18 protein-coding genes are annotated in these 24,771 nt (G+C 51.1%); 7 read left to right on the plus strand and 11 right to left on the minus strand.

What is annotated here, in order from left to right; all coding sequences use genetic code 11:
- Positions 1-29: 29 nt before the first annotated feature.
- The 3 genes from A3EQ_RS0101820 to A3EQ_RS0101830 all read right to left on the minus strand — a co-directional run bounded on the left by A3EQ_RS0101820 (position 30) and on the right by A3EQ_RS0101830 (position 3,553).
- The gene (locus tag A3EQ_RS0101820; RefSeq protein ID WP_026499661.1) at positions 30-1,415 is read right to left on the minus strand and encodes a UDP-N-acetylmuramoyl-tripeptide--D-alanyl-D-alanine ligase; all 1,386 of its coding nucleotides are present in this window, start codon (positions 1,413-1,415) and stop codon (positions 30-32) included.
- 105 nt (positions 1,416-1,520) lie between these two features.
- Positions 1,521-2,624, minus strand: a complete 1,104-nt coding sequence (locus A3EQ_RS0101825; RefSeq protein WP_026499662.1) for a D-alanine--D-alanine ligase — start codon at positions 2,622-2,624, stop codon at positions 1,521-1,523.
- Between the two features lie 119 nt (positions 2,625-2,743).
- Complete coding sequence (locus tag A3EQ_RS0101830; RefSeq protein ID WP_020153476.1) at positions 2,744-3,553, minus strand: hypothetical protein; 810 nt, start codon at positions 3,551-3,553, stop codon at positions 2,744-2,746.
- 338 nt (positions 3,554-3,891) lie between these two features.
- Between A3EQ_RS0101830 and mgtE the strand changes: the two genes are divergently transcribed.
- The 4 genes from mgtE (at position 3,892) to A3EQ_RS0101885 (ending at position 10,812) form a co-directional block, all read left to right on the plus strand.
- Positions 3,892-5,250 carry a magnesium transporter gene (gene mgtE / locus A3EQ_RS0101840; RefSeq protein WP_020153478.1) on the plus strand — a complete coding sequence of 453 codons (1,359 nt, stop codon included), beginning with the start codon at positions 3,892-3,894 and terminating at the stop codon, positions 5,248-5,250.
- Positions 5,251-5,474: 224 nt separating this feature from the next.
- On the plus strand, positions 5,475-6,836 hold the full coding sequence (locus A3EQ_RS0101850; RefSeq protein ID WP_244874550.1) for a hemolysin family protein: 1,362 nt from the start codon (positions 5,475-5,477) through the stop codon (positions 6,834-6,836).
- A gap of 956 nt (positions 6,837-7,792) precedes the next feature.
- Positions 7,793-9,142, plus strand: a complete 1,350-nt coding sequence (locus A3EQ_RS0101870) for a hemolysin family protein (protein ID WP_020153483.1) — start codon at positions 7,793-7,795, stop codon at positions 9,140-9,142.
- A gap of 497 nt (positions 9,143-9,639) precedes the next feature.
- Complete coding sequence (locus A3EQ_RS0101885) at positions 9,640-10,812, plus strand: FtsW/RodA/SpoVE family cell cycle protein (RefSeq protein ID WP_020153486.1); 1,173 nt, start codon at positions 9,640-9,642, stop codon at positions 10,810-10,812.
- A gap of 322 nt (positions 10,813-11,134) precedes the next feature.
- Here the strand turns inward: A3EQ_RS0101885 and A3EQ_RS0101895 are convergent, their stop codons facing one another.
- The 7 genes from A3EQ_RS0101895 to A3EQ_RS0101950 form a co-directional block, all read right to left on the minus strand.
- Positions 11,135-11,371 carry a hypothetical protein gene (locus A3EQ_RS0101895; RefSeq protein ID WP_040368970.1) on the minus strand — a complete coding sequence of 79 codons (237 nt, stop codon included), beginning with the start codon at positions 11,369-11,371 and terminating at the stop codon, positions 11,135-11,137.
- Positions 11,343-12,701 (minus strand): PTS sugar transporter subunit IIC, encoded by a 1,359-nt coding sequence (locus A3EQ_RS0101900; protein ID WP_020153489.1) that lies wholly within the window; start codon positions 12,699-12,701, stop codon positions 11,343-11,345. Before A3EQ_RS0101900 ends, A3EQ_RS0101895 begins: the two co-directional genes overlap by 29 nt.
- 28 nt (positions 12,702-12,729) lie before the next feature.
- Positions 12,730-13,035 carry a PTS sugar transporter subunit IIB gene (locus tag A3EQ_RS0101905; RefSeq protein WP_026499664.1) on the minus strand — a complete coding sequence of 102 codons (306 nt, stop codon included), beginning with the start codon at positions 13,033-13,035 and terminating at the stop codon, positions 12,730-12,732.
- Positions 13,036-13,383: 348 nt separating this feature from the next.
- Positions 13,384-14,718, minus strand: coding sequence for a 6-phospho-beta-glucosidase (locus A3EQ_RS0101915; RefSeq protein WP_020153492.1), 1,335 nt, complete (start codon positions 14,716-14,718; stop codon positions 13,384-13,386).
- The gene (locus A3EQ_RS0101920; RefSeq protein WP_026499665.1) at positions 14,715-15,038 is read right to left on the minus strand and encodes a PTS lactose/cellobiose transporter subunit IIA; all 324 of its coding nucleotides are present in this window, start codon (positions 15,036-15,038) and stop codon (positions 14,715-14,717) included. The genes A3EQ_RS0101915 and A3EQ_RS0101920 overlap by 4 nt, the downstream gene beginning before the upstream one ends.
- 745 nt (positions 15,039-15,783) lie before the next feature.
- On the minus strand, positions 15,784-17,742 hold the full coding sequence (locus A3EQ_RS0101940; protein ID WP_020153496.1) for a BglG family transcription antiterminator: 1,959 nt from the start codon (positions 17,740-17,742) through the stop codon (positions 15,784-15,786).
- A gap of 316 nt (positions 17,743-18,058) precedes the next feature.
- Positions 18,059-18,766, minus strand: coding sequence for a uracil-DNA glycosylase (locus A3EQ_RS0101950; RefSeq protein ID WP_020153498.1), 708 nt, complete (start codon positions 18,764-18,766; stop codon positions 18,059-18,061).
- Positions 18,767-18,893: 127 nt separating this feature from the next.
- On the opposite strand from A3EQ_RS0101950, the gene A3EQ_RS0101955 reads away from it, so the two are divergent.
- A complete protein-coding gene (locus A3EQ_RS0101955) occupies positions 18,894-20,684 on the plus strand; it encodes an alpha/beta hydrolase family protein (protein WP_020153499.1) in 1,791 nt (596 codons plus the stop codon).
- A gap of 377 nt (positions 20,685-21,061) precedes the next feature.
- On the opposite strand, the gene A3EQ_RS20480 is transcribed toward A3EQ_RS0101955, so the two are convergent.
- A complete protein-coding gene (locus tag A3EQ_RS20480; protein ID WP_169382634.1) occupies positions 21,062-21,394 on the minus strand; it encodes a DUF2680 domain-containing protein in 333 nt (110 codons plus the stop codon).
- 921 nt (positions 21,395-22,315) lie between these two features.
- On the opposite strand from A3EQ_RS20480, the gene A3EQ_RS0101975 reads away from it, so the two are divergent.
- Together A3EQ_RS0101975 and A3EQ_RS0101980 are read left to right on the plus strand one after the other, a co-directional pair.
- Positions 22,316-24,364: a BglG family transcription antiterminator gene (locus A3EQ_RS0101975; RefSeq protein ID WP_020153503.1), complete on the plus strand. Its 2,049-nt coding sequence runs from the start codon at positions 22,316-22,318 to the stop codon at positions 24,362-24,364.
- Positions 24,365-24,488: 124 nt separating this feature from the next.
- Entirely contained in the window at positions 24,489-24,770 is a 282-nt protein-coding gene (locus A3EQ_RS0101980; RefSeq protein WP_020153504.1) for a PTS sugar transporter subunit IIB, read from the plus strand.
- Position 24,771 lies beyond the last annotated feature (1 nt).

Below are 24,771 nucleotides of genomic sequence, written 5' to 3' on the forward strand. Positions count from 1 at the left end.
GCCATCCCCCGCAACGGGAAGGAATTCGGCTATTCCGTTTTTTCACTGATGGCGTTGGCCACTTCCTCGAGCTTCATTCCCCTCGATGCCTTGATCAAAACGAAGGTGTTGGCGAACAGGTTGGCTTTTAAATGATCGATCAGCGCCTGTTTATCGGTAAAGCTGAAGACACGTTCCTCCCCGAAATGTTTTTTCGCCCCCTCGGCGATGAATTTTCCCAGCCTTCCATAGGTATAGACAAGATCGATCTCCTTGGCGTCGATCGATTCCCCGATTTCATAATGGAATTTCTCTTCCATCGGCCCCAGTTCCAGCATATCGCCAAGGACGACGATTTTGCGTTCATAGCCCTTCAGCTTGGCGAAGAGGTCCAGCACGGCCTTCATCGATGTCGGATTCGCGTTGTACGCGTCGTTTAAAATCATCGATCCGTTGATTCCGGGAAGCAATTCCAGCCGCATATCGGACAGCTTCAATTGGGAAAAGGCGACATTCAGCCGGGAGTAGGGCACGCCGAACTCGGAACCGACGAGGATTGCGGCAAGGGCGTTATAAACGTTGTATTCCCCGAGAACGGGCAAATAGACCGGTTCTTCCCATCCGGAGAAGGTAAAAATCGTCCCCTTGCCATGCAGGTCGACGGACGTCGGATAAATATCATTCGTCGGGCTTTTCCCGAAGGTCTTCACCCTGTAATGGCGGTTTTCGGCAAAGGCCCGTTCGGCGAGCAGCGGCTCTTCCCCGGGAATGATCAACAGGCCGCCTTCCTTCAAGCCGTTGACGATCTCGAATTTCGCCTTGGCGATCCCTTCCCTCGAGCCCAGCTCCTGCAAATGGGCGTCGCCGATATTGGTGATCACCGCCACGTCCGGCTTCGCCAGGCGCGTTAAAAAGTCGATCTCGCCGAAATGGTTCATGCCCATTTCCAAAACGGCGACTTCCGTATCCGGCTTCAATTCCAGCACGGTCAGCGGCAGCCCGATGTGGTTGTTCAAATTCCCGATCGTTTTTTGCACCTTGTATTGGACCGCCAAAATTTCGGCGATCATATCCTTCGTGGTCGTTTTCCCGTTGCTGCCGGTGACGGCCACCACCTTCAGGGACAATTCTTCGCGATATTTTCTCGCCAGCTCTTGCAACGCTTTCAACGTATCGTCGACAAAAAGAAGGGGCAAATGCTTCGGGGGATTGGGACGGTCCTTTTGCCAAAGCGAAGCGGAAGCCCCCTTTTCAAAGGCGGCTTCCACAAATTCGTGGCCGTCCCGTTTTTCCCCTTGAAGCGGAATGAACAGGTTCCCCTTTTGCAATGTGGCCGTGTTGATGGACACCCCTTTGATCAGCCGATCGCCGATGCGGGAGATGTCGTTGGAGATGGGAATCATGCGCGACAACTGTTCGACTGTCTTTTCTATCAAGCCTACCACCCCAATATACCGAAAGGATCGACGCGGTTTTCATAAGGCACCCGCACGGGTAGAAAAAAAGGGCCGGAGAAGATGCCAACCCCGATGACTTCACAGTCAGTCCTTATACGTATATTTTATCTTTTGTTTTTCCCGGTATCTTTCCAGGCCGAGCTGGATCAGCCGCTCGACCAATTGTTCATAGGAGAGTCCGGAATGCTTCCAGAGCAGCGGGTACATGCTGACGGGCGTAAAACCGGGCATCGTATTGATTTCGTTGATGTAGACTTCCAAATCGTCGGTCACGAAGAAATCCGCGCGGGCAAGACCGGAGCAATCCAAGGCCTTAAATGCCTTGATGGCCATGGCCTTGATCGTTTCATACGTTTCCTCCGGCAAGTCGGCCGGGATGATCAGTGCCGTGTCTCCATCTTCATATTTCGCCTGATAATCGTAAAATTCCTTTTTCGGCACAATTTCTCCGGCGACCGAACATTCGGGTTCCTCATTGCCGAGGAGGCCGATTTCGATCTCTCTGGCCTTCAGCCCCTGTTCCACGATGATTTTCCGGTCATATTGGAAGGCTTCGTGAAACGCCTTGACGAGATCCTCCCTGTTTTTGCATTTGTTGATCCCGACGCTGGAACCGAGATTGGCCGGTTTGACAAAGCATGGATAGCCGATTTCCTTTTCCGTTTTCCCGTAGCAGCCTTCCTCGTCCTTTTCCCATTCTTTTCTGAGAAAATGGACGTAGCGGACCTGTTTCAAGCCGGCCTGTTGAAACAGGTTTTTCATGAGCACTTTATCCATGCCTACCGCCGATGCCAACACCCCGTTGCCGACATAAGGCAGGTTCAAAACTTCCAAAAGCCCTTGGACGGTGCCGTCTTCCCCGTTCGGTCCGTGCAGCAGGGGAAAAATGATGTGATTGGCCTCTTCTTCCCCGTCCCCTTCCGCAGGCCCGGCGACATCGAACAAATCCGATCCCACTTTGATCAGCGAATGCTCCCCTTCTCTCCCTTTCATCTCCAGCTGTTTGACGGATTCCACCGGCCCTAAGAGGGGGCCGCTTTTGATCCATTTCCCCTCTTCGGTAATGTAAACGGGCAAAACTTCATATTTGTTGAAATCGACCGCTTGAATGACCGACATGGCCGTTCGTATGGAAACTTCATGTTCAGCAGACTTTCCGCCGTATAACAAAAATAACTTTCTTTTCATCAGGATCCCCCAGTTTTGATGCATGTGCATTCCTTGATTTTTATTATCCTATTATAATAATTCAAACTTCATGCCTTGTATAGTCCCATTCCGCCGCCCGGCCTCCCGCCGGCGAAACGCTATTTTTGCAAAAGGGACTTCCCCCCGGATGGAAAATTGACCGTCCATTGCCTCGTTTTTTTGTCAAAGACCAGGACTCCCGAAGGCTCTTCTTCCCGTCTCACATCATACTGTTCCATCATTTCGTCCATGTTGTAAAAATCCCCTAACGTCCAAAACGGGATCTCGATCCTTTGCCTTGTCGAATGAAACAGACCCAGGGAAAATACGCCTCCTTCGGAAAAGACGTTCGTCAGCTGATGGATGACTTCCCGGTCGACGGGAGGAAACATATTCTTCTTCCGGAAAGGCAGGAAGGACCGTTCAATTTTCAACGCGCTCAATTTCCTGCTGATCACGTTGCCGAACATCTGGTAAAAATCCTGCCAGCTGCGGAAATAAATCTTGTTCATCCAGCCGTCCATTTCCGTCAAATAAACAAAACGATTGTTCAATTTTTGATAAAACGGCGGGGACAAATGCCTTTTCCGGTGTCCCAAATACAATAATTCCGCCAGCTCCTCCTCTTCGATCGAATCCATGGTGAAAAGGTCGTCGAAGTCGATCCAGCAAAAATCCCCGTAATTTTTAATATCTTCCTCCTCAAGTCGGCGGATTTGATCCTGGGTCACGTAGTCCAGCTGGGTGTGGAGATGGTATTCGCTTTCCCCGAATTTATGTTTTAAAAGGAGCAAATACGATGGCTTCTTATCCAACGATTCCATGAACCCCTTGAAGTCGATCCCGCTGGAAATGATGTATTGGTCCTTGGCGTTGACCAGGATGTAGATCAAATCGTTCCTTTCATTCGACTGAGGCATTTTTTTCATCCCCAATTCCCCATAATATAACTAAAACAATCGTTACTATTTCATTTTTTCATAAAAATAACTTTTTTTAAAGGGCTCCGCCGCCATTTCTTGAAATCTTAACATGTGAAATATTATGGAAAAGGAAGGAAAACGGTTCCTTCACCGCCTCTCCGGGAAAAGGGCATTTTCCACGGGGATCCCCGGGAAAAACCGGCCCCGCCGCGCAAAGGATCTTCCCGGAAAGGTTTCAGGAAAAAAAAGGGTTTTTCGCCCATCTTTTTATTGCCTCCCTTCCACCGATTGAATATAATAAACGAGTCAACGGATCATACCGAAAAACGAAAGGGGGAAGCGAAATGAATCATCTGTTAACCGAGGAACAACTGACCCACCTTGCCGTAAAGCTGCTGCGGGAAAACAAAAAGAAGGAGCTGGATCTTTTATTAGACGAACTCCAGCCCTATGACGTGGCAAAAATTTATACCCGCCTGCCGGATCGGCTGCGATCCCGATTTTTGGTCCATTTAAACAATTCGTTTTTGGCCGATGTCATCCAGGAACTGGATCGCAATTGGCAGATCGAGATACTGAACAACCTGGGGATCGACAAAAAGGGGGAAGTCCTCAATTTAATGGATAACGATGATTTAGCTTCCCTCCTTGATGACTTGTCGCCGGAAAAATCCTCCTCCCTGCTTGCCGAAATGGAGCAGGAGGAATCGGATTTCGTTAAAAATATATTGCAATATCCGGAAGAAACGGCCGGCCGCTTGATGACCAACCGTTTCGTCTGGATCCGCAATTATTATACCGTTCAAGAGGCCGTGGAAAAACTGAAATCCTTCGCGGAATATGCCGAAACGATCCATTATTTGTATGTCGTCGACGAAAACCGGAAGCTCGTCGGCGTCGTCTCCTACAGGGATTTGATCCTGGCGGATGCGGAGGAAAAAATCGAAAACATCATGTATGAACGGGTTATCTCCGTCTCCGTTTACACCGACCAGGAAGAAGCCGCCCGGCTCATGGAAAAATACGATTTCCTCGCCCTCCCGGTCGTGGATGAAAACAACGTCCTTCAAGGGATCGTCACCATCGACGACATGTTGGACGTCATCATCAACGAAGCCTATGAAGATATCGAAAAATTGTCGGCCACCGGGAAGGCCATCGACTTCCAGACGAATTCCGTCACCGCCGCTTTCCGGCGCCTTCCGTGGCTGATCCTTTTACTGTTTATCGGCATCCTGTCAGGGAGCATCATCAGCCATTTCCAAGACACGCTGAATGTCGTCGTTTCCCTTGCCTTCTTTATGCCGATGATCTCCGGGATGACCGGAAATACGGGAACCCAGTCCCTGGCCGTGGTGATCAGGGGGCTGGCCAAGGAAGATTTGAACAAGGGAGTCGTATGGCGATTAATTTTCCGGGAATTTTTCGTCGGTGTGATCATCGGCCTGACCTGCGGCGCCATCATTGCCGTAATCGCCTTCTTGTGGCAGGGAAATGCCTATTTGGGGCTGGTGGTCGGCCTGTCCCTGCTTTTGACGATCATCATCGGAACTTTGTCGGGAACCTTGATCCCGCTTCTGCTGTACCGTTTCCGCATCGATCCGGCCGTGGCTTCCGGCCCGCTGATCACGACCTTGAACGACATTTTTTCCATAAGCACCTATTTTTCGATTGCGACCCTTTTCCTCAAATATTTAGTATGAAGCCCCCTATTCTCTGCGCAACCGGCTTTTCCTCAAAAAAGAAGGGGCGGTTCTTCCCGCTTCCTTCTTCCCTCAGCGGCAGGAATCCGTCTCGCGCGCCCGCCGGAAGCCAACAAAGCCCGGAGAAGACGGGAAAAAAGCGGCGGGCCGGGTAAGCCGGGGAAGCGGCGGCGCCGACAGCCGCCGGCTGCCAGGAAGAACGCCTTTGCATGAGAAAGAAAAAGATGGGGAAAGTTATAGGTACCGACAGGCGATCGGGAGGTGAAGATCTGCCGGAAGGCGGAGTTCCCATGACTTTCCTTTATCTTTTTCTTTTTCTTTTCCTCATCGGCCTTCTCTCATTTTGTGCCTCCGCCGAATATGTGCTCGGAAATTTAAGGCCTTCGCAAATCCGCAAATGGTATCACGACGGACAGAAGAAAAAAGCCGCGGATGATGTCCATCCCGCCGAAGAATACTCGGCCGCCGTCCAAAAGGGAACGGTCATGGCCCTCCTCGGGCTCGGATGGCTCGGAAATTCGGCGGCGGAACGGTGGATCAAGCCCCTCTTCGCTGCAACGGAAATCCCTTTCATTTGGCGGCAAGCCTTTTCATTCCTTGCCGCTTTTTTTCTCTTGGCTTCATTCGTTTTTTTCGCCAGATGGTGGCCGGGCATCGTGATCGGCAACCGGTTCGGGCAGATGGCGCCGCTTTTTCGGAAGCCGTTAAACCTCCTTCTTCGGGTGCCGTTCCCCTTTTCCCGGATTTTTGGCCGGTCGGTCCGGATGATGGGAAAATCCTTCGGCATCGGGATATCATCGAAAAGGAAAAGGGCCCACTCCGAGGAAGATCTCCGTCTTTTGCTCTCCGAAAGTTTAAGAAGCGGCGAAATCAATCCGTCGGAATATAAATACGTGACAAGGATTTTTGATTTTGATAACCGGATCGCCAAGGAAATCATGATCCCCCGCACGGAAATCGTCTGCTTCCAAAAGAATGCGCCGCTTAGGGAAATCCTTAAAACGGTGCATGAGGAAGGATACACCCGGTACCCGGTGGCCGAGGGAAACAAGGACCGGATCATCGGTTTTGTCAACATTAAAGAGGTGCTGACCGATTGCATACACAACCATTGTCCCGAAGAAAACCCGCTTCTTCCTTACATTAAACCGATTCTCCGGGTGATGGAAACGACGCCGGTCCAAACGCTGCTCGTCAAAATGCAGAAGCAAAGGATCCCGATTGCCATCGTGCTGGATGAATACGGCGGGACGGCGGGCATGGTTACCGTGGAGGATATTTTGGAAGAAATCGTCGGCGAAATCCACGACGAATTCGACGCCGATGAAATTCCCTTCGTCCGCCAAATCAAAGACCGCCATTATGTCCTCGACGCCAAAATGCTGATCGAGGAAGTGAATCAATTGCTGGGAACGGATCTGGACGATGATGAGGCGGACACCCTCGGCGGCTGGCTTTTGACCAGGAAATACAACATAAAAAAAGGCGACGAAATCGAGCAGGACGGCTACATTTTCCGGGTTTTGCAAATGGAAGGGAGGCATCTGCAATACATCGAAGCGTTCCCGCGGGCGGAGAAGGGATGATTTTTTCATGGTCCGAAATGAATCCGGCCATCGATAATATGGGAGAAGGCCGCATATAATGGTAAAAACGGCCGGAGCGATCTCCCCGTTTTTCACCCAGAAAAAAGGAGCGAAGAAGGAGACGGACCCGGCAAAAGGGGCGATCTGATCGGAAAGGCCGTTCCCGGATTCTGCGGGCCGCGGAAACGGGCAGCGGCGAACAGATAAGGAAGGGACCCGGTTTTCGGAACCGGCCGTCGGCCAACCCGGATGGCCTACGGTTCAGTTGCCGCAGAAATCCCGCCATTCATTTTGTCCCGGCCGGAATGTCCAACATTTTCTTTTTCTTCGGGATCGGATGGTTCCACATCGCAAGAAAAATGTTCAACATTTTTGGAAAATCGTCCAATAAAAGATCCGTTTGTCCAATATTTCGGACTGAACGTTCAACATCGGTTTCGGCTTGATCGACGGAATGTCCAACATCTCCGCCGGATGGTTCGACATCGGTAAAAAACCGTCCAACACTGCATAAGACTGTCCAACATTTTCAAAGATTGGTTCAACATTTTAAAATTTAGGTTCAACAAGGGAAGAACTTTGTCCGACATCGAAGAAAAAATAACCATCATCGCGAAAAAAACGTCCATCATCGCGTGAAAAATGTCCATCATCCCTCCTGCCGGCCCGGAGAAGGGGCGGCCCTTTTCGCTGCCTTCATTGACTGCCGGGCAATCCTTTCATATAATAATTATTAATAATGTGTCAGATTGCAGACGCCATCGAAATCGGACTGAACCAATTCAATGATTCTCATATATTCGTTTCTTTAAGAATTTTTCATCATTAAGGAGTGATGCGCTTTCCCGGTCTTTTTCGTCTTGCCCCGCGGAGCCAAACGTTCGCATCCTTTCATTTCTCAAAACTTTAGGAGGTGGACTCCCTGCTCTTTCCGCTGACGAGGAGAGGGGAATTTCTTGGACGATATAGTTAACCTTATATTTATTGCCATTTTAATCGCGTTGACGGCGTTTTTCGTAGTTTCCGAGTTTTCCATCGTACGCGTCCGCAGTTCAAGGATCGATAAACTGATTGAAGAAGGAAGAAGAGGAGCCCGCTCGGCAAAGCTTGTCATCAGCAAATTGGACGAATATTTGTCCGCCTGCCAGCTGGGGATCACGGTTACCGCCCTGGCCCTCGGCTGGATGGGGGAACCGACCGTTAAACAGATGGTGGAAAGGCTGTTCGGGCACGTTCCGATCCCTTCGTCCGTTTCCAGCGCCCTTTCCGTCGCCATCGCCTTCTCCATCATCACTTTCCTCAGCGTGGTTGTCGGGGAACTGGCTCCGAAAACATTGGCCATCCAGAAGGCGGAAACCGTTACGCTGATGGTGGCCAGACCTTTGATTTGGTTTTATCGGATCATGTATCCGGCCATTTGGCTTTTGAACGGATCCGCCCGTCTGGTGATCCGGATGTTCGGCTTGAAGTCTGCTCCGCAAAACGACGGCGCCCATACGGAGGAAGAACTGCGGTTCATCTTGTCGGAAAGCTATAAAAATGGCGAAATCAACCATTCGGAATTCAAATATGTGAATAAAATTTTCGAATTTGATGACCGGATCGCGAAGGAAATCATGGTTCCGCGGACCGAGATCATCACCATCTCGATCGACGACACGCTGGAAAACTTCTTGAACATCGTCCGGAGTGAAAAATTTACCCGATACCCGGTCATCGACGGCGACAAGGACCACGTCATCGGGCTCATCAATATCAAAGAAGTCTTGACCGCCTTGGTTTCCGGCAACGAATGGACGAAGGAGACGCTGCGGTCGTTTATCCGCCCGATCATTCGCGTCATCGATACGATACCGATTCATGACCTCCTTGTTAAAATGCAGACGGAGCAAATCCACATGGCGATCCTGTTGGATGAATACGGAGGAACTTCCGGCCTGGTGACCGTCGAAGACATCATCGAGGAAATCGTCGGGGAAATCCGGGACGAATTCGACTTAGACGAACTTCCCCTGGTGCAAAAGCTCAGCGAAAACCATTATATTATCGATGCGAAGATGCGCGTCACCGACATCAACGACCTCCTGGGGATCCATATCGATGACGAAGATGTGGACACGATCGGCGGATGGATTTTGACGGAAAACTTCGAAGCGAAACAGGGGGATGTCGTTTCCTTCGAAAAGTACAACTTTAAAATTATCGAGATGGAAGACCATCACATCCGTTATATCGAAGTCACGAAAGCGCCGGATGATGAAACCGTCCAATCGATCGACTTCGCCGCAGACAAGGAAGCCATCTGATGACGGACATAAATCCCTCCCGCATTTGGGAGGGTTTTTCATGGAAAACGCCGGCCCTTATCGTGCCTTCCGGCAGCAGCCGCCGAACACGGGTTTTTCCCGGAAACGAAAACGAAGGCCGCGGATGGCAGCGGAAACCCCGCCCCTCCCGCAAACGGATTGGATGCGGAAACAAGCAAGAACCGCTCCGAGGGACCCATCCTTCCCTGCAGAAAAAGATGCGGACGCGGAAACGGCAACGGCCGTTCGGCTACCATCCGCCGATCGGGACCATCCGGTGATAAATAATGCCGGAGAAAAAAATCGGAAACCGGCGAACGGTCCGGAGCAATCTGTTAAGGAAAAACGGAGGACGGCAATTCCGGAATCCTTTCACCGATTTTTCCTTCGTTTTTTTATTGTCATGAAGGTGGATCTTTGCTACCATAAGGGCACATGAAGGTTTCTCTTTTCTTCGGACAGGAAAGGCAGTTTCTTTAAACAAAAGGTGAAGAAAGATGGAAAATGAACAAAGGAAAATGGACCGTTTCGACTGGACGCTGGCATTCCTGCTGTTCCTTTTTTTTGTGGTCAGCTGTCTGGCCATTTCCAGCGCGCAGACGACGAGTCCCTATGAAGTCAATTTTGTGAAACAGCAGATTTTTTGGTATGTGGTCGGAAGCATCATTATCGCCGGCTGCATGCTTTTCGAGCCGGAACAATACAAAAAGCTTTCCTGGTATTTATACGGATTTGGCATATTTTTGCTGCTCTTTTTAAAAATCGCTCCGGAAACGATCGCCCCGTACACGAATGGCGTCAAAAGCTGGTTCAGGTTCGGGAGGGTAGGCTTCCAGCCTTCCGAATTCATGAAAATTTTCATGATCCTGGCCATGGGGCGGCTGATCGTCGATCACCATCAAAAGTATCTGATGAAAACGTTAAAGACCGATTTTCTTCTGTTCGCCAAGATCGCCTTGACCGCATTGGTCCCGTTGGCCTTGGTCCTGGACCAACCGGACTTGGGAACCGGCCTCGTCCTAATGGCCATTACGGCCGGGATTCTCTTGGTTTCCGGGATCAGCTGGAAAATCATCATCCCCATGTTTTTATCCGTCGGTCTGATCGGCGCGGGCATCATTTATGTCATGATTCAATTCCCGGAATATTTGAAGGCCCATATTCCGGATTACCAGTTCAAACGCATTTATTCCTGGCTGGATCCCTACAGTTATCCGACCAAGGAAGGCTTTAACCTCATTTCCGCAATGCAGGCCATCGGTTCGGGGGAAATTACGGGAAAAGGATATCTGGACCGGGAAGTCAATGTGCCGGAAAACCATACCGATTTCATCTTTACCGTGATCGGCGAAGAATACGGGTTTATCGGCGCCAGCATTGTCATTATCTTGTATTTCCTGTTGATTTTTCATATCATCCGAACCGCCCTGGAAACGAATTCCCATTTCAACGCCTATGTCTGCGCGGGGATTATCAGCATGACTGCCTTCCATGTCTTCGAAAATATCGGCATGTCCATCCAATTGCTCCCCATCACGGGCATTCCCTTGCCTTTCATCAGTTACGGGGGCAGTTCCCTCATGGGGAACATGTTCGCGATGGGCATCATTTTCAGCATCCGCTATTATCATCGGAATTATATGTTCGCGACAGAGGACGAGGAGGAATAGCGGGGGTTCGCCTGGCTGCCGGCGGCCATGAAAGGTTTTTGTAAAAATAAAAAGCGCTGAAAAAAGGAAGGGGGCGTCTCCGTCACGATGAGACAGCCCCTTTCCTTTCTTCATGGCGGCCGCAGCGTCCCCCATGGTGCGCATGCTGCACCGATGGCGGGAAGGCCGCTTTCCCTTTTACGCGATCCTTGAGGCGGCCGCCCTCCTTTTGCCGCCTATAAACCCGGGCGGCGACGGGGCGGCTCTTTCGTTTGGCCGCCGACAGGGCGGCGGACCGGCTTCCTTTCCGCCGGACGATCCCGGAGGCGGCCCCCCTTCCCTATTACTCTAACAATTTGAAAGAATAATGGAGGGCGGTGCCGTATTTCGTTTTCTTGAACAACGATTTCAAATATTGGACCGTTTCCTCTCCGCCCATTTCCGTTTCGACGGCGAGGACCATGCCGATTTTATCCAGCCGCTCCACTTCGACCTTTACCCGGTCGTCCCGGTAATCCTCGAAATACTCGTGCAAAAATTTGATCTGTCCGCTATACACTTGTACTTTGTGTCGGTTCATCCGCGATCCTTTCCTTGTTTTGATTTACGTCTGCAGCCTTATTGGCCGCGATGACAAAGGGGAGATAAATCAATGTGGCGACGGCCAGGCAAAGGAAACCGATGAAGAGCGCCAGCCAATTCCCTCCCGTTCCCAAAAAGGCGATCAACGGACCCGGCGTCGTCCACACGACGGAATAGGCCACAGGAGGAATCAGCCCCAATTTGATGGCGGAATAACCGATTAAGGCGTTGATAGGCGGAACGATGACAAAAGGTACGATTAAAATCGGATTCAAAACAATGGGAATCCCGAAGATGATCGGTTCATTGATGTTGAACAGCCCCGGGGCGATGGATAATTTGGCGATGTCCCGATAATCCTTCCTGCGGGAGGCGATGAACACCGCGATGATGAATCCCAAGGTCATCCCGGATCCCCCGTAAAAGCTGAAGGCGTCGACAAGGGACCAGGTGCCCGGGTACGGGGCCCCCCAAGCGGAGCCGTGTTCCGCCACATATTTAAGGTTTTCCAGGTTGGCTTCGGCAAACATGGCCTCACGGATGGCCGCGGTCGTATTCGGTCCATGGATCCCGAATACCCACAGGAGATCGGATACGATGATCAGCACGATGAGGGAAAGGATATTGGTACCCAGCTGTTTTAAAGGCGCTTGCAGCACGTTATAAATCAACGCATGAAGTCCTTTCGGATACAACGCATTCATGATTGCGTTGCCAATGGCAAAGACGATCATTATGATGACGATGGGAAACAACACTTTAAACGTCCGGGAAATGGCGGGCGGCACGGATGCCGGCATGTTGATCTGCAATCTTTTCGATTTGGACAGCTGGCTGAAAAGCTCCCCGACGAGGATCCCGATGATGATGGCCACAAACAGTCCTTGGGCACCGGTCCATTGGGTCGTCATATAACTCACGCCGTCGAACGTTTGGAACGGCGGATAAACGATAAAAAACGTCGATAAGGCCGTAATCCCGCAAAGCAATTCATCCGCTTTTAACGCGATGGCAATGTTTCTCGCGATCAAAAAGACGATGAACATCGACAGGATATTGACGGTTGCGTTAATGATCGGTGAAAAAATCGATTGGTAATCGGCCAAATTCGGAAACAATTTGTGCAAAAAGAGCATTTTTGCGATAAACCCCTGCGGATCCAAAACGGCAAAGTTCAGCAAGATGATCAAGGAGCCGCCAAGGGTGATCGGAAATGCCAAAATGAAGGCATCCCGAATGGCGACGACATGACGCTGGGAATTTAATTTGACGGCCACCGGCACCAGGATTTTTTCCATGACGCTTTGAAAGCGATCCATGAATGACATTCCCCACAACCTCCTTTTTGAAGAATCCTTATTTATTCATCAATTCCAGCGCCCGATTCAATACGGCCTCCCCGTCCATCGTTCCGTATGCCCGCATGTCGATCGTTTCGACGGGAATCCGGCCGTTTACCATGGCATCGACCTGCGGTTTTTGGTAACGCACCTGCGGACCGAGCAGCACGATATCCACTTGATCGATCACGGAACTGCTTTCAGATACCGGCAATGCAAAAATTTCGATCTCCACCCCCTTTTTTTCCGCCGCTTCCTTCATCCGGTTGACAAGAAGACTTGTAGACATCCCCGCTGCGCAAACAAGAAGAATTTTTTTCAATGCTGTACCACCGCCTTTTCTGTTTTTTGAAAACCTTTTGCATTGAATGCGCTGATGTCCGTTCTTTGCCTGTTATTATATTTTGGAAACGGTTACAACTGCATATCTTTTTTTTCCTTTGCGGTTTAGGAAATTTTATATGGATAATGCCCGAATTTTTTTGCCGGGAACCGGACGAAAGGATTCCGGTGTTTCGGCAACCCGGTCCCCGGTTCGGCGGAAAAAGCCCCGGCCGCTTTTCCTCCATCAGCGGGGAAAACGGCCGGGGCGAAGCTTTTTCCATTTGTCGGTCCCGGTTCAGGGCCAGCCTGCGAAACTTTTGTCCGCTTCTTTTATGCAGTTTGAATCTCATTGCACCGATTGCCGCTTATTGAAAAATTGGGGCAAGTATTTTTTGTGGGCTTCCAACATTTCGTCGACGATCTTTTTGGCAAGGGTGTCCGATGCGACCAAAGGATTGATCGTGAGCGCCAACACGGCCATGTCGTAATCGCCGGTCACCGCCGCCTCGATGGCCGCCCGTTCAAAGGATTTGATCTGTTGGACGAGCCCCCGGACCGGGAAAGGCAAATCCCCGACAGCGATCGGTTTCGGCCCGTTTTTCGTGATGATGCAGCTGATCTCCACCGCGCTCTCCGCCGGAATGCCGGCGATGGCCCCGTTGTTCCGCGTATTCACCGGCTGGATGTCCTTCTTGTCATTGTATAGGCTGGATATTAAACGGACCGCCGCTTCCGAATAGTAGGCGCCCCCTCTTTTTTCCAATTGGGGGGGTTTGACGTCGAGATTCGGATCTTTGTATAGTTCGAACAATTCCTCTTCCAATTTTTGCACGACTTCCCCCCGCGTCCCGTAGGTCTTTGCCTCTTCCAGCACCTTCTCCGTCATTTCCCGGGTTTTAAAATAATATTGATGGTACGGACAGGGCAGGAGGCGGAGGGCTTTGATGAAGGAAGGTTCCCAGCCGGCCCCGGGGACATTTTTGACGACTTCCGTGTTCTTCGGATCCGTGACCATCCCGATGACCTTGTCCATGATGCTTTCCCCGTCCAAATAGACGTCGAGCCCGAACACCATATGGTTTAAACCCGCAAAGTCGATGCGGATCCGCGAATGATCCACATTCAGCATCCTGGCCACGGCCATTTCCATGCCGATCGGAACATTGCAAAGCCCGACGACCTTTTCGATGTTGGAATACCGCAGCACCGCTTCCGTAACCATCCCGGCCGGGTTGGTAAAATTGATGAGCCAGGCGTCGGGGCAATATTTCTCCATTTCCCGGCAAATGTCCAAAATGACGGGGATGGTCCGCAACGCTTTAAACAGGCCGCCGGGACCGTTCGTTTCCTGGCCGATAACGCCGTATTTCAACGGAATCTTCTCATCCTTGATGCGCGCTTCCATCCGGCCGACCCGGAATTGGGTCGTGACAAAATCCGCCCCTTCCAGCGCCGCTTTCCGGTCGAGGGTCAAATGCACGTCAATGGGAAGCCCGCTTTTTTTCACCATCCTTTTCGCCAGGTTCCCGACGATTTCCAATTTTTCTTTCCCTTCTTCGATATCCACGAGCCAGATTTCCGAAACGGGCAGCTCATCGTAACGCTTGATAAAACCTTCGATCAGTTCGGGCGTGTAACTTGAGCCGCCGCCGATCGTCGCAATCTTCAGCCCCGTCTTCATTCCTTTTCCCCTCCATTCATTTTCCGGTAAAGCCGGATCAATTCATTGGCCAGCTCTTTGACCGTTATTGCCGTCATCAAGTGATCCTGGGCGTGGACCATCAGCAGGGAAACGGGAATCCCTTTTCCGCTGACTTCTTCTTGAATCAAGGCGGTCTGAACGCGGTGGGCTTCGTTGATTTCCTTCTCCGCCTCTTTCAGGGCGTTTTCCGCTTCGGAAAAATTGTCCATCCGGGCGAACGAAATCGCTTCCATCGCCAGGCTTTTTCCATTCCCGCTGTGAAGAATCATCTGAAAGATCGTTTCCTCCCGCCGATCCATCATTCACATCCTTTCCTGAATTGAATCGGTCAGATCTGTTAATCTCACTTACAGGTTAAAGAAAAAATCCTCCGATTTGCATCCAATTTTTTTCCTTAAGGATGAGGAAAAGGATGTTTTCAAAATCGGAAACCGCGGAAAGCCGCCCGAAGGGGAGCCGGGAAGAAGCCGGGCGGCCTGCGGCCTTGGGCGGCGGCGGGAGAGGAAAGATTTTTCGTTCCGCAATGGCCCGCCCGGTTTTGCAAATCAAAAAGCCGTGAGGCATTCCCGTTCCGTGTCTGAAGAGACGGGGAAGGAATGCTCCAACGGCTCTTTCCGTATTTTTTCCCGTCATCGGATGTCCCGGATCGGGAAGCGGCCGGAGATCCGGGGAAGTTCTTCCGGCTCCGTCGCCTTTTTTCAGCCGGCTTCAGGACCCGTAACCGGAATGTTTCAAAGCGGGAAGCAATTTTGGATGATTTCCGTCGGATAAGAATTCAATACAGGAAAAATTTCGAAGGATGGATTTCCGGACCGGACCAATCGCGGGGCGCCGGCCCATTCCAAGAGGGAGAAACCGGATGGCGAAACGGGATTGGGAAAGGTTTGCGGGCCGCAGCCGGAACTTGCATCGACCGTCCTTTCCTTGCTTCCGGGCTCCGGAGCCTGCGCCGGCCTCCCTTCCTGAAACTTTCCGGACGAATCCGGCTCCTTCCGCTTCCCCGTTCCCTTCCCCCATCCGGTCCGGAATTTTCGGGAAGGGCGTTTACGCGCCCGGGGTCTCCTTGACGAAGGCGTCGTAAAACACGCTGGCGAACGCTTCATAGGTGTCGGCTTTTACAAGCTGCTGGACGATGGCAGGATCGTCCAGGACGCGGATCAAGATTTTGTACATCTCCTGCAAATCCTTCGCGTTCTTTTTTTGCACGCTTAACAGGAAAACCAGCTGCACCCTTTTATCGGACCATTGGATCGGTTTTTTCAGCGTGCAAACGGACCAAAAGGTGGTATCCGTTTGCGGGACCATCGGATGGGGGATGGCCACAAGATTGCCGAAGCAGGTGGGGGCGATTTCCTCCCTTTCCATCACCGAATCGAAAAAGCCGTCCGGGATCATTCCCCTTTCTTTTAATTTTTCGCAGAGAAAGGAGATCACCTCTTCCTTCGCCGCAAAGGATTTTTGCAGAAAGATGAGATCCTTCCCCGAATATTTTTCCAGCGGATTCCCGTCCCTTTCGGAAAGGAACCGGGCGATTTTCCGCACATCGCCCTCTCCCAGGATGGTGTTCACCTGAATGACGGGGACGTTCATCGGCTCGCGGATCGGGATGGTGCTGATGATGAAATCGATTTCACCAAAGGGGAAAGTTTTCCGGTTGTAATAACCGGTCGTATCCACAATCTCGATCTTCGATCCGAACGCCTCCTTGATTTTATACATCAACAGATAGGCGCTCCCCGCTCCGGAGGCGCAAATGATGAGGCATCTTTTCCGGGGGGAAGGCCTTTTCCTTCTTTCGATCGCCGCGCCGAAATGGATGGCCAAATAGCCGATCTCGCTCTCCTCAATTTTGATTCCCAGCCTTTCCTGGATCACCGTGCTGGCGATGACCCCCGCCTCGAAGGCCAACGGGTAATTCGTTTTAATATCCTCCAGCAGGGGGTTGCGCAAATTCATGCCGAACCGGTGGCGGTTGATCGCGGGCTCCAGATGCAGGACGAGACTGATGGCGAGTTTCCGGTCCCCCGCGATCCCCAGGTGCATTTTTTCTTCCACTCTCCGTATGATCTCTTTCGCCAATTCGCCCGGCGGACCGTCCAGCAGCGATTTCACTTCTTCCTGGTCCGTACGGTCCTCGTGGAACAGGCGGTTCCCCAGCAAATGGAGGGTGATATAGGCGATCTCCTGCGGAGGGAATTTGACCTGAATTTCCTTTTCCAATTGGCGGACTATTTCTTCGGCGATTTTATATTCCCTCTTGTTCATGATCTCCTTTTCTTCAACAGAAGGCATGGAAACATAATTTTTGTTCCGGATCCTTGCACAGCTGATGGCGATGTGGACGATGAGGTTCGTCAGGGCAATGTCGGTCATGACAAGCCCGTATCGGCCCATTTTTTCCAAAATGATCCTCTGAATCCCGGCGATTTCCCGGGAAGGCAAAAAAGGGAATTCCGTAATCAACCGGTGGATATCGTCCCTGCGGTTGAAAAGATATTCCGACAGCATGAACCGGAGCTTTTTTTCATCCCCCTTAATTTTGATGCCGTAATTCGGTTTCGAAACGATTTCGATCCCGTTGGACCGGAAAATTTTTTTGACGGCCTTGAAATCCATCTGCACGGTGGAGCGGCTGACAAAAAGTTCATCCGCCAAATCTTCCAATTTCAAATAATGGTTGGTCAAGAGCAGGCGGCGGATCATGTAGCGGACGCGGTCTTCCGGGTAAAGGGGGATGATCCGGCCGTGGCGGGAATCAATCTCCGCAACATCGGTCAAAAATTTTTTAAATTTTTCCTTGTCGATGATTTTCAACAGATAGCCGGTCCCGCGCATCGATTCGATCCGCGCGCCGTGGCCGGCAACGGCTTCCTCCAACATCCGCATGTCATGACGGATCGTCCGTGACGTGACGCTGGCAACCTTCGCCAAATATTCGCTCGTCAAGGGGGAACTCGCCCCCAACAGCTCCTGCAAAATGATGCGCATGCGGGAATTCAACATGGAAAACACCTCATGTTTGCGTCGAACCTCGCCCGATCTTTTCAAATCTTTTTCATCTATCTCATATTAATGAGCAGGATCATAAAAATTTGCAATTTTTTTAATCCGCTTCCGGCGAATCTTTCGGAGGGGCGGCAACCGCTCCCCGGACAAGGATGCCTTTCCGACGGTTATGGGTCCTGCGGATTCTGTAAAGCTTGCAAATATGTTTGGGGAGTTGTTGCTTTCCGTCCGTTCGGATCCGGCGGATGTCAGAAAACGGATGCGGGAGGCCGGAAGGTTTCCTCCCGGACGGAAAAACCTTGCCCATCCTTGATCAGCGGGCCAGCGATTGCCGGAATTCGGCCAATTTGGGAATTTCCCAATCGATTTCTTCCAATCCCAGCTGCCGCAATATGGCGTTCGTTTTGGAAAAGGGACGGCTGCCGAAAAAGCCGCGGTGCGCCGACAGAGGACTCGGGTGGGGGGAACGGATGATGTAATGCTTGGATGTGTCGATCAAAGAAACTTTGCTTTGGGCGGCGCTCCCCCACAAAATGTACACGACCGGCTCTTCCCTTTGGTTGAGAACTTCGATGACCCGGTCGGTAAAGATCTCCCATCCCACGCCCCGGTGGGAATTGGGCTGGCCTTCGCGGACCGTCAAAACCGTATTTAACAGGAGGATCCCCTGTTCGGCCCAAGGAATCAAACAGCCGTGATCGGGTATGGGGCAGCCCAAATCGTTGTGAAGTTCGGCAAAGATATTTTTTAAGGAAGGGGGCGGTTCAACCCCCGGCTTTACGGAAAAGCTGAGGCCGTGGGCCTGGTTGGGCCCGTGATAAGGATCCTGCCCCAAAATCACCGCCTTCACTTTGCTGAAGGGCGTGTAATGGAGGGCGTTAAAAATATCATACATGTTCGGATAGATGGTCCGGGTCATATATTCCTTTTTCAAAAAAGCCCTCAGTTTCAAATAGTACGGTTTTTCAAATTCCTCTTCCAAAAGGGGAGCCCAATCGTTTTTTAAAATCTGCTTTTTCACTTCCGCCTCATCCCCTTCTCTTCATCTTACTACCTTCCATTCTAGCAAAAATGGCTTCATTTCGCCCCGTGTCTTTATCCCGAGATTCTGATAGAATAATAGTAAAATTCGGAAAGGAAGTGGAAACATGCTCCGTTTTTCCAAACCTGATGCGGAGAACTTTTTCCGTGTCGTTCACGTGGAAAATTTCGCCGTCAGTCCAGACGAAAAACAATTGGTTTTCAGCGCCAACATCAACGGCCGGTACAATCTTTGGGCGATGGATTTGCCCAATGCCTTCCCCTATCCCTTCGCCTTCTACGGCCAAAACACGGATGCGCTGCGCTTTGACAAGGAAGGCCGCTTTCTGATTGCCAGCTTCGACAAAGACGGCGATGAAAATCTGCAAATCTACGCCCTTCCCCCGCACGGCGGCGAATGGGTGCCGCTTCGCGTCCAGGAAGGGGAGCGTCATTTTTTCATCGATCTCTCGGAGGACGGAAGACGGTTATATTACACGACGACGAAAAACAATCCCACGTTTTTGAACACGTATGTTTACGATATCGAAACGGGGAAAGAAACCCTGATCCTGGAAGGAAAAGACGCCGGGACGACCCTTTGCGCCGTCAGTCCCGGGGAAAATAGCGTAGTATACGGAAAATTTTTCAGCAACAGCCATTCGCGCGGCTATGTCCGCGCTGGCGGCAACGACTTCCCCCTGATCCCGGACGCGGAGGAACCCCATCTCGAAGGGGAATTCGTTTATGTCTCCGAAAACGAAATTTATTTTTTAACCAATTATCAAAGCGATTTTGTCTATTTGGCCAAATTTGATGTATCGGCAAAGCGGTTTTCAAAAGTCCTGCAAATGGATAAAGAGGAATTCTCCCTCCTCCGTTACGGCAAAAAGGATCAGGTTCTTTACATCGTCGGCTCTTACGGGATGGAAGACAGGCTGTACCGTTATGATCTGAAAACCGGCGAAGCGAGGCAATTGAACTTGCCGGCCAGTGTGGTGGAAAAACTGACGGTGGCCTATTCCGGGAACCTGTACATACTCGCCCGCTCCGCCACGCGGCCGAACAATATTTACCGTTCCGCGGACGGGGGCATGACCTGGGAAGAGCTGACCCGCTGCCGCGTCCCGGGGATTTCCGAAGCGGACTTGGTGGAACCGGAGATCGTAAAATATCCCTCCTTTGACGGATTGGAAATCGAAGCATTGTTTTTCCGGGCGAAGGGGGAAAAGGCCAACGGCCACGTCATCCTCTGGCCCCACGGCGGACCGCAGGCTGCGGAACGGAAGATGTTCCGCGCCCTTTTCCAATTGCTCCTTTCCCGGGGATATTCCATCTTCGCGCCAAACTTCAGGGGCTCGACCAATTACGGCCTGAAATTTTTGAAAATGGTGGAGCGGGATTGGGGCGGCGGCCCGCGCCTGGACAATATCGCCGGTTTGGAATGGCTGATCAAAAACGGCTACGCCGACCGGAAGAAAATCTTCCTGATGGGGGGAAGCTACGGCGGATACATGGCGCTTTTGCTCCATGGCCGCCACGCGGAATATTTCAAAGCCGTCGTGGATATTTTCGGCGTCAGCAACCTCTTCTCCTTTATCGAATCGATGCCCGAATTCTGGAAACCGATCGCCCGGGAATGGGTCGGCGATCCCGAGAAAGACAAGGAAAAACTCACCGAAGACTCGCCGATTACCTACATCGACGGCATGGCGAAACCGATGCTCGTCGTTCAGGGCGCCAATGACCCCCGCGTCGTCAAGAACGAGTCGGATCAAATCGTGGAAGCTTTGAGGAAAAAGGGACGGGAAGTGGAATACATCGTGCTGGAGGATGAGGGCCACGGATTCTCGAAAAAGGAAAACGAAATAAAAGTTTACAATCAGATCCTCGCGTTTTTTGACAAGCATGCCAAATGACAGGGATCCCCTGAAATGGAAGAACGGGGCGACCGCAAGGGGAACAAAGACTTGCGGGACACCCCGTTTTCCTTTGGCGGCCCTGCCTGAATTTCCCCTTTTCCGCCCCCGCCATCCCGGCCCGCTTCCGCTCATAAATAAAAGAGCCGAATCCGCATGTTCCGCTGAAATCCGGCCCTTTCCTCAAATGGACGATTCAGATAAGGGAACGGCACCCGTTCGGAAAGCGGATTGCCGACCGACTTTTCTTCAAAGGGACGATTCAGAAAGCCCGCTCAACGGTTAAAAGATCCGCAAGGGATTTCCCCTTGGTGTCACCCGCCGTTCCGCAAGGCCTTCCCCATCTTCTCTTCGCCGTTTTGGCGTTCCCTCGCCGTTTACTGTTCCTTTCCCCGTTCTTTCACCTTCCAATGCCAATGGGGGATAAATCCGCTTTGTTTCAGCCGTTCAAAACGGCTTTCCATATGGGACAGGTAGTCTTCCGCTTGTTCTTTGGAAAAAATGCCGTACTCCACGTATTTTTCCATCAATTCTTTCCGCAAGTCCAAAATTTCCGTATGTAAGTTTTCCAATTCCTTTTGTTGTTCTTCCGTCAATTGGGTGTTTTTTCCCCGTTCAAGGGAGGAGGGTTCTTCGGCAAACGCATGCCCGGCCCCTAAACCGAAACAAGCGAGGAGAACCATAAGCATGATGATTTTTGAAAAGCGCAACATCGATCATCCTTTCCGTTCGTTCTTCCCTCCTATTATCTGCGGGGACTGCCTTTTGTATGCATCGGATCTTGTTCATTGCGGAAAATGCAGCCGCACCCGGATGAGGGGATCCGGCCCGATCCGGCTACGTATCCGCACGGCGATTTTGGCTGCCACTTACGGATGGGCCCGCGGCGCATTCCGATCCGGCTACGTATCCGCACGGCGATTCCTTTCCTGATCCGGGCGGGCGAAGGAAGATGGCAGCCCGGGACGCACGGCATGGCGTCCGCTCCGCATTTTTCGGCCGGCAACCGTCGCGGGCCGGACGGTCCGCTTCGGATGGCTTTCCATCCGTTGGAAAACCCCCCACTTCCCGGGAAGAGGCCCCCTGAAAAACGCAGCCTACGAGGCAGCTGGCGGCAAACAACCCGATCCTTTGCGAAGGAACCGGCTGTAAACATCTCGATCGCCACCGATGCGGCCGGCTCCGCCTTGCCGTCGAAGGAAAGAAAAAAGTGAGGCAATCCGATCCCTTGCCGGCAGATTCGTTCACCCTCCGATCACCGCCGCCGGCCCCTTTCCCTGCCCGGCCCAAAAAGTTCGGACCAAGATGTTTGTGCAAAATCCTGCACCGAGTCCAGGGAGCACAATCTTCCGGAGATGGAACAGCTTTGCGCCCGCTTCTTTTTACACATATTCTTGGACCTCATCAAAATTCGCCCCTCCCCCGGATTTTTCCGTTTCCCGCACATACTATGAATGAAGCCGAAGAAGCGGATGGACAAGAACGATACAAGAATCGGAAAAATTGTAAGGTTTTAAAAAATTTGTCTGCATCCCAATCTCCCCCGAATTTCACCACACAGGTTGGGACTAATTGGGAGTGTTCTTGGAAACGATTGCATTTACAATGAAAGTAAAGGAGGGTTCTCCGCCATGCTGGAAAAGAAAAGCCTGCAACTGTTTCATCTGCTTTTATCGACGAACCCGAAATCCTATCCGCTTTTCATCGAAAACGTCCAAATGAGCGAAAGGCAATTTTTTTATCACTTGGACAAGATCAATTATTTTCTCCGGCAAAACCAGGCGCCGCCCATATCCATCGCCCAGAAGGAAATCCGGATCCCGGAGGAAGTGTTCGACCAATGGAAAACGGGACGGCTAAATGTCTTGCCGAAAGATTTTCAATTCGATGAAGAGGAACGGAGTTATTTGCTGCTCATTTACACCTTCATCCGAAAGGAGCCGATTTCCAATACCCACTATCAGCTTTTGTTAAACGTCAGCAAAAACACGGCAACATCGGCAGTCAGGCAGGCGAATCAGTTCAGCAAGAAATTTCGGGTGGACATCCGTTACTCGCGGGAAAATGGCTTTCATTTGAAAGGCCAGGAAGAAGACAAAAGGAATTTGACGCTGAAATGCATCTCCATGTTTTCTTCCCACCCGAAAAAGCACGAAATTTTACGGCACCTCCTCCTCGAACACGGATACGAAGACCGGTTCCAGCTGTACGAAAGCAAATTGCGGGAAATCGGCGCCTCTTTCGGATTGACGTTTATCGAGGAGAGATTGTTCGATTTCCTGTATTTGCTGCAGATGATCCATATCCGGCAAAGGCAGAAGAAATGGGTGCAAATTCACGCGGACACGATGGAGTTTCTGAAAAAACAGGAAATGTACCAGGTGGCGAGGGCGATCCAGGAAGAGCTGGGCGAGAGCACCGATCCCCAGGAACTGGCCTACCTGACGATGTTGCTTTTGGGCATCACGTTGGGAAATTTGTCCGCCGTGCCGTCAGGGATTTTAAAAACGATGACCGAAAAGATGATCAACGACTTTGAAAAATTCGCTTGTTTTCAAATTCAAGACAAGGAAAAGGCCGTCAACACCCTGTTCAGCCACTTCAAACCGGCCTATTACAGGATGCTCTATAAGATCCCGATCACCAACCCATTATTAAACGAAATCAAAAAGGAACACGCGACCCTTTTTCACCTGGTCACGGAAGTGATGAAGCCGATCCAGGAAATGCTCAATATCGACATCCCCGAGGACGAGATCGGATTTTTGACGCTCCATTTCGGGGCGCTGCTGGAACAAAACGCGATGAAAGAAAAACCGATTCAAGCCATCATCGTCTGCCCGAACGGCGTCAGTTCCAGCCTGATGGTGGAAACCTATTTGCGTTCCCTGTTCCCGTCCTTTCGATGGATCACTTCCATCTCAAAGGAAGAATTTTCAAAAACAGACGAAGATCTTTACGACATCGTATTTTCCACGGTGCCATTGCAGACGGAAAAGCCCCTGTTTATCGTCAAACCGATCATGAACGAAGCGGAAAAAAAGATGCTGCACCACCGGGTGATGGAACATCTGTTCAAACAGCCGGCGCCCTTTCCCACACCGGAAAGATTGATGAAAATCATCGGGAAATACGCCGAAATCAAGGAACCGGAAAAATTAAAAGACGCTATAACCATGGAATTATACGGGAAAACCGGAGGAACAACGATAAGGAGGATTCAACCGTTGTTAAACGAGCTGTTAACGGAAACGATGATCCAATTTGAAACGGCCGTACCGGACTGGAAAAACGCCATCGCGAAAGCGGCCGAGCCATTGCTGAAAAACGGGTACATCGAACCGTCCTACATCGAAGCGATGATCACAAACGTGGAAAAAATGGGTCCTTATTTCATCATCCATCCGGGGATCGCCATCCCCCACGCAAGGCCGGAAAACGGCGTGAACAAACTGGGCATGAGCTTTTTGAAATTAAAAGAACCGGCATATCTGCTGAATGAAGAAAAAAATGCGGCCTCCGTTTTCATTTGCCTGGCGGCCATCGATAATACCACCCATTTAAAAGCCCTGTCTCAGCTGACCCGGCTGCTCGGAAACAAGGAAAGCTTAAACCGGCTTTTAAATGTGGAAAATACGGCGGAACTCTTAGCCTTGATCGACGAGTATTCCACTGAATGAAATGACGGATAGAAAAATCATCCATTGAAGGAGGTGAGGGGAAAGGCAAAGGGGATGCGCCAACGGCCACTTTCATTCTTATGTACAGGATGGACTTCAATGAATATTTGCGGAGGTGTTGGTTATGAAAATCTTAGCCGTCTGCGGATCCGGGCTCGGAAGCAGCTTCATGCTGGAAATGAATATCCGGCAGGCCCTTCAGGAACTCGGGGTTAGCGGCGTCGAAGTGGATCACAGCGATTTAAGTTCGGCAACCAGCGACCTGGCGGACCTGTTCGTCATGGGCAAAGACATCGCCGAAGGGGCCGGTCATTTGGGAGAGATCATCGTATTGGACAGCATCATCGATCAGGATGAATTGAAGGCAAAGCTGAAAGAAAAATTGGAACAATTTGGATTACTCTAGG

Source organism: Caldibacillus debilis DSM 16016, assembly GCF_000383875.1.
In the GTDB taxonomy this organism is placed as follows: Bacteria; Bacillota; Bacilli; order Bacillales; family Caldibacillaceae; genus Caldibacillus; species Caldibacillus debilis.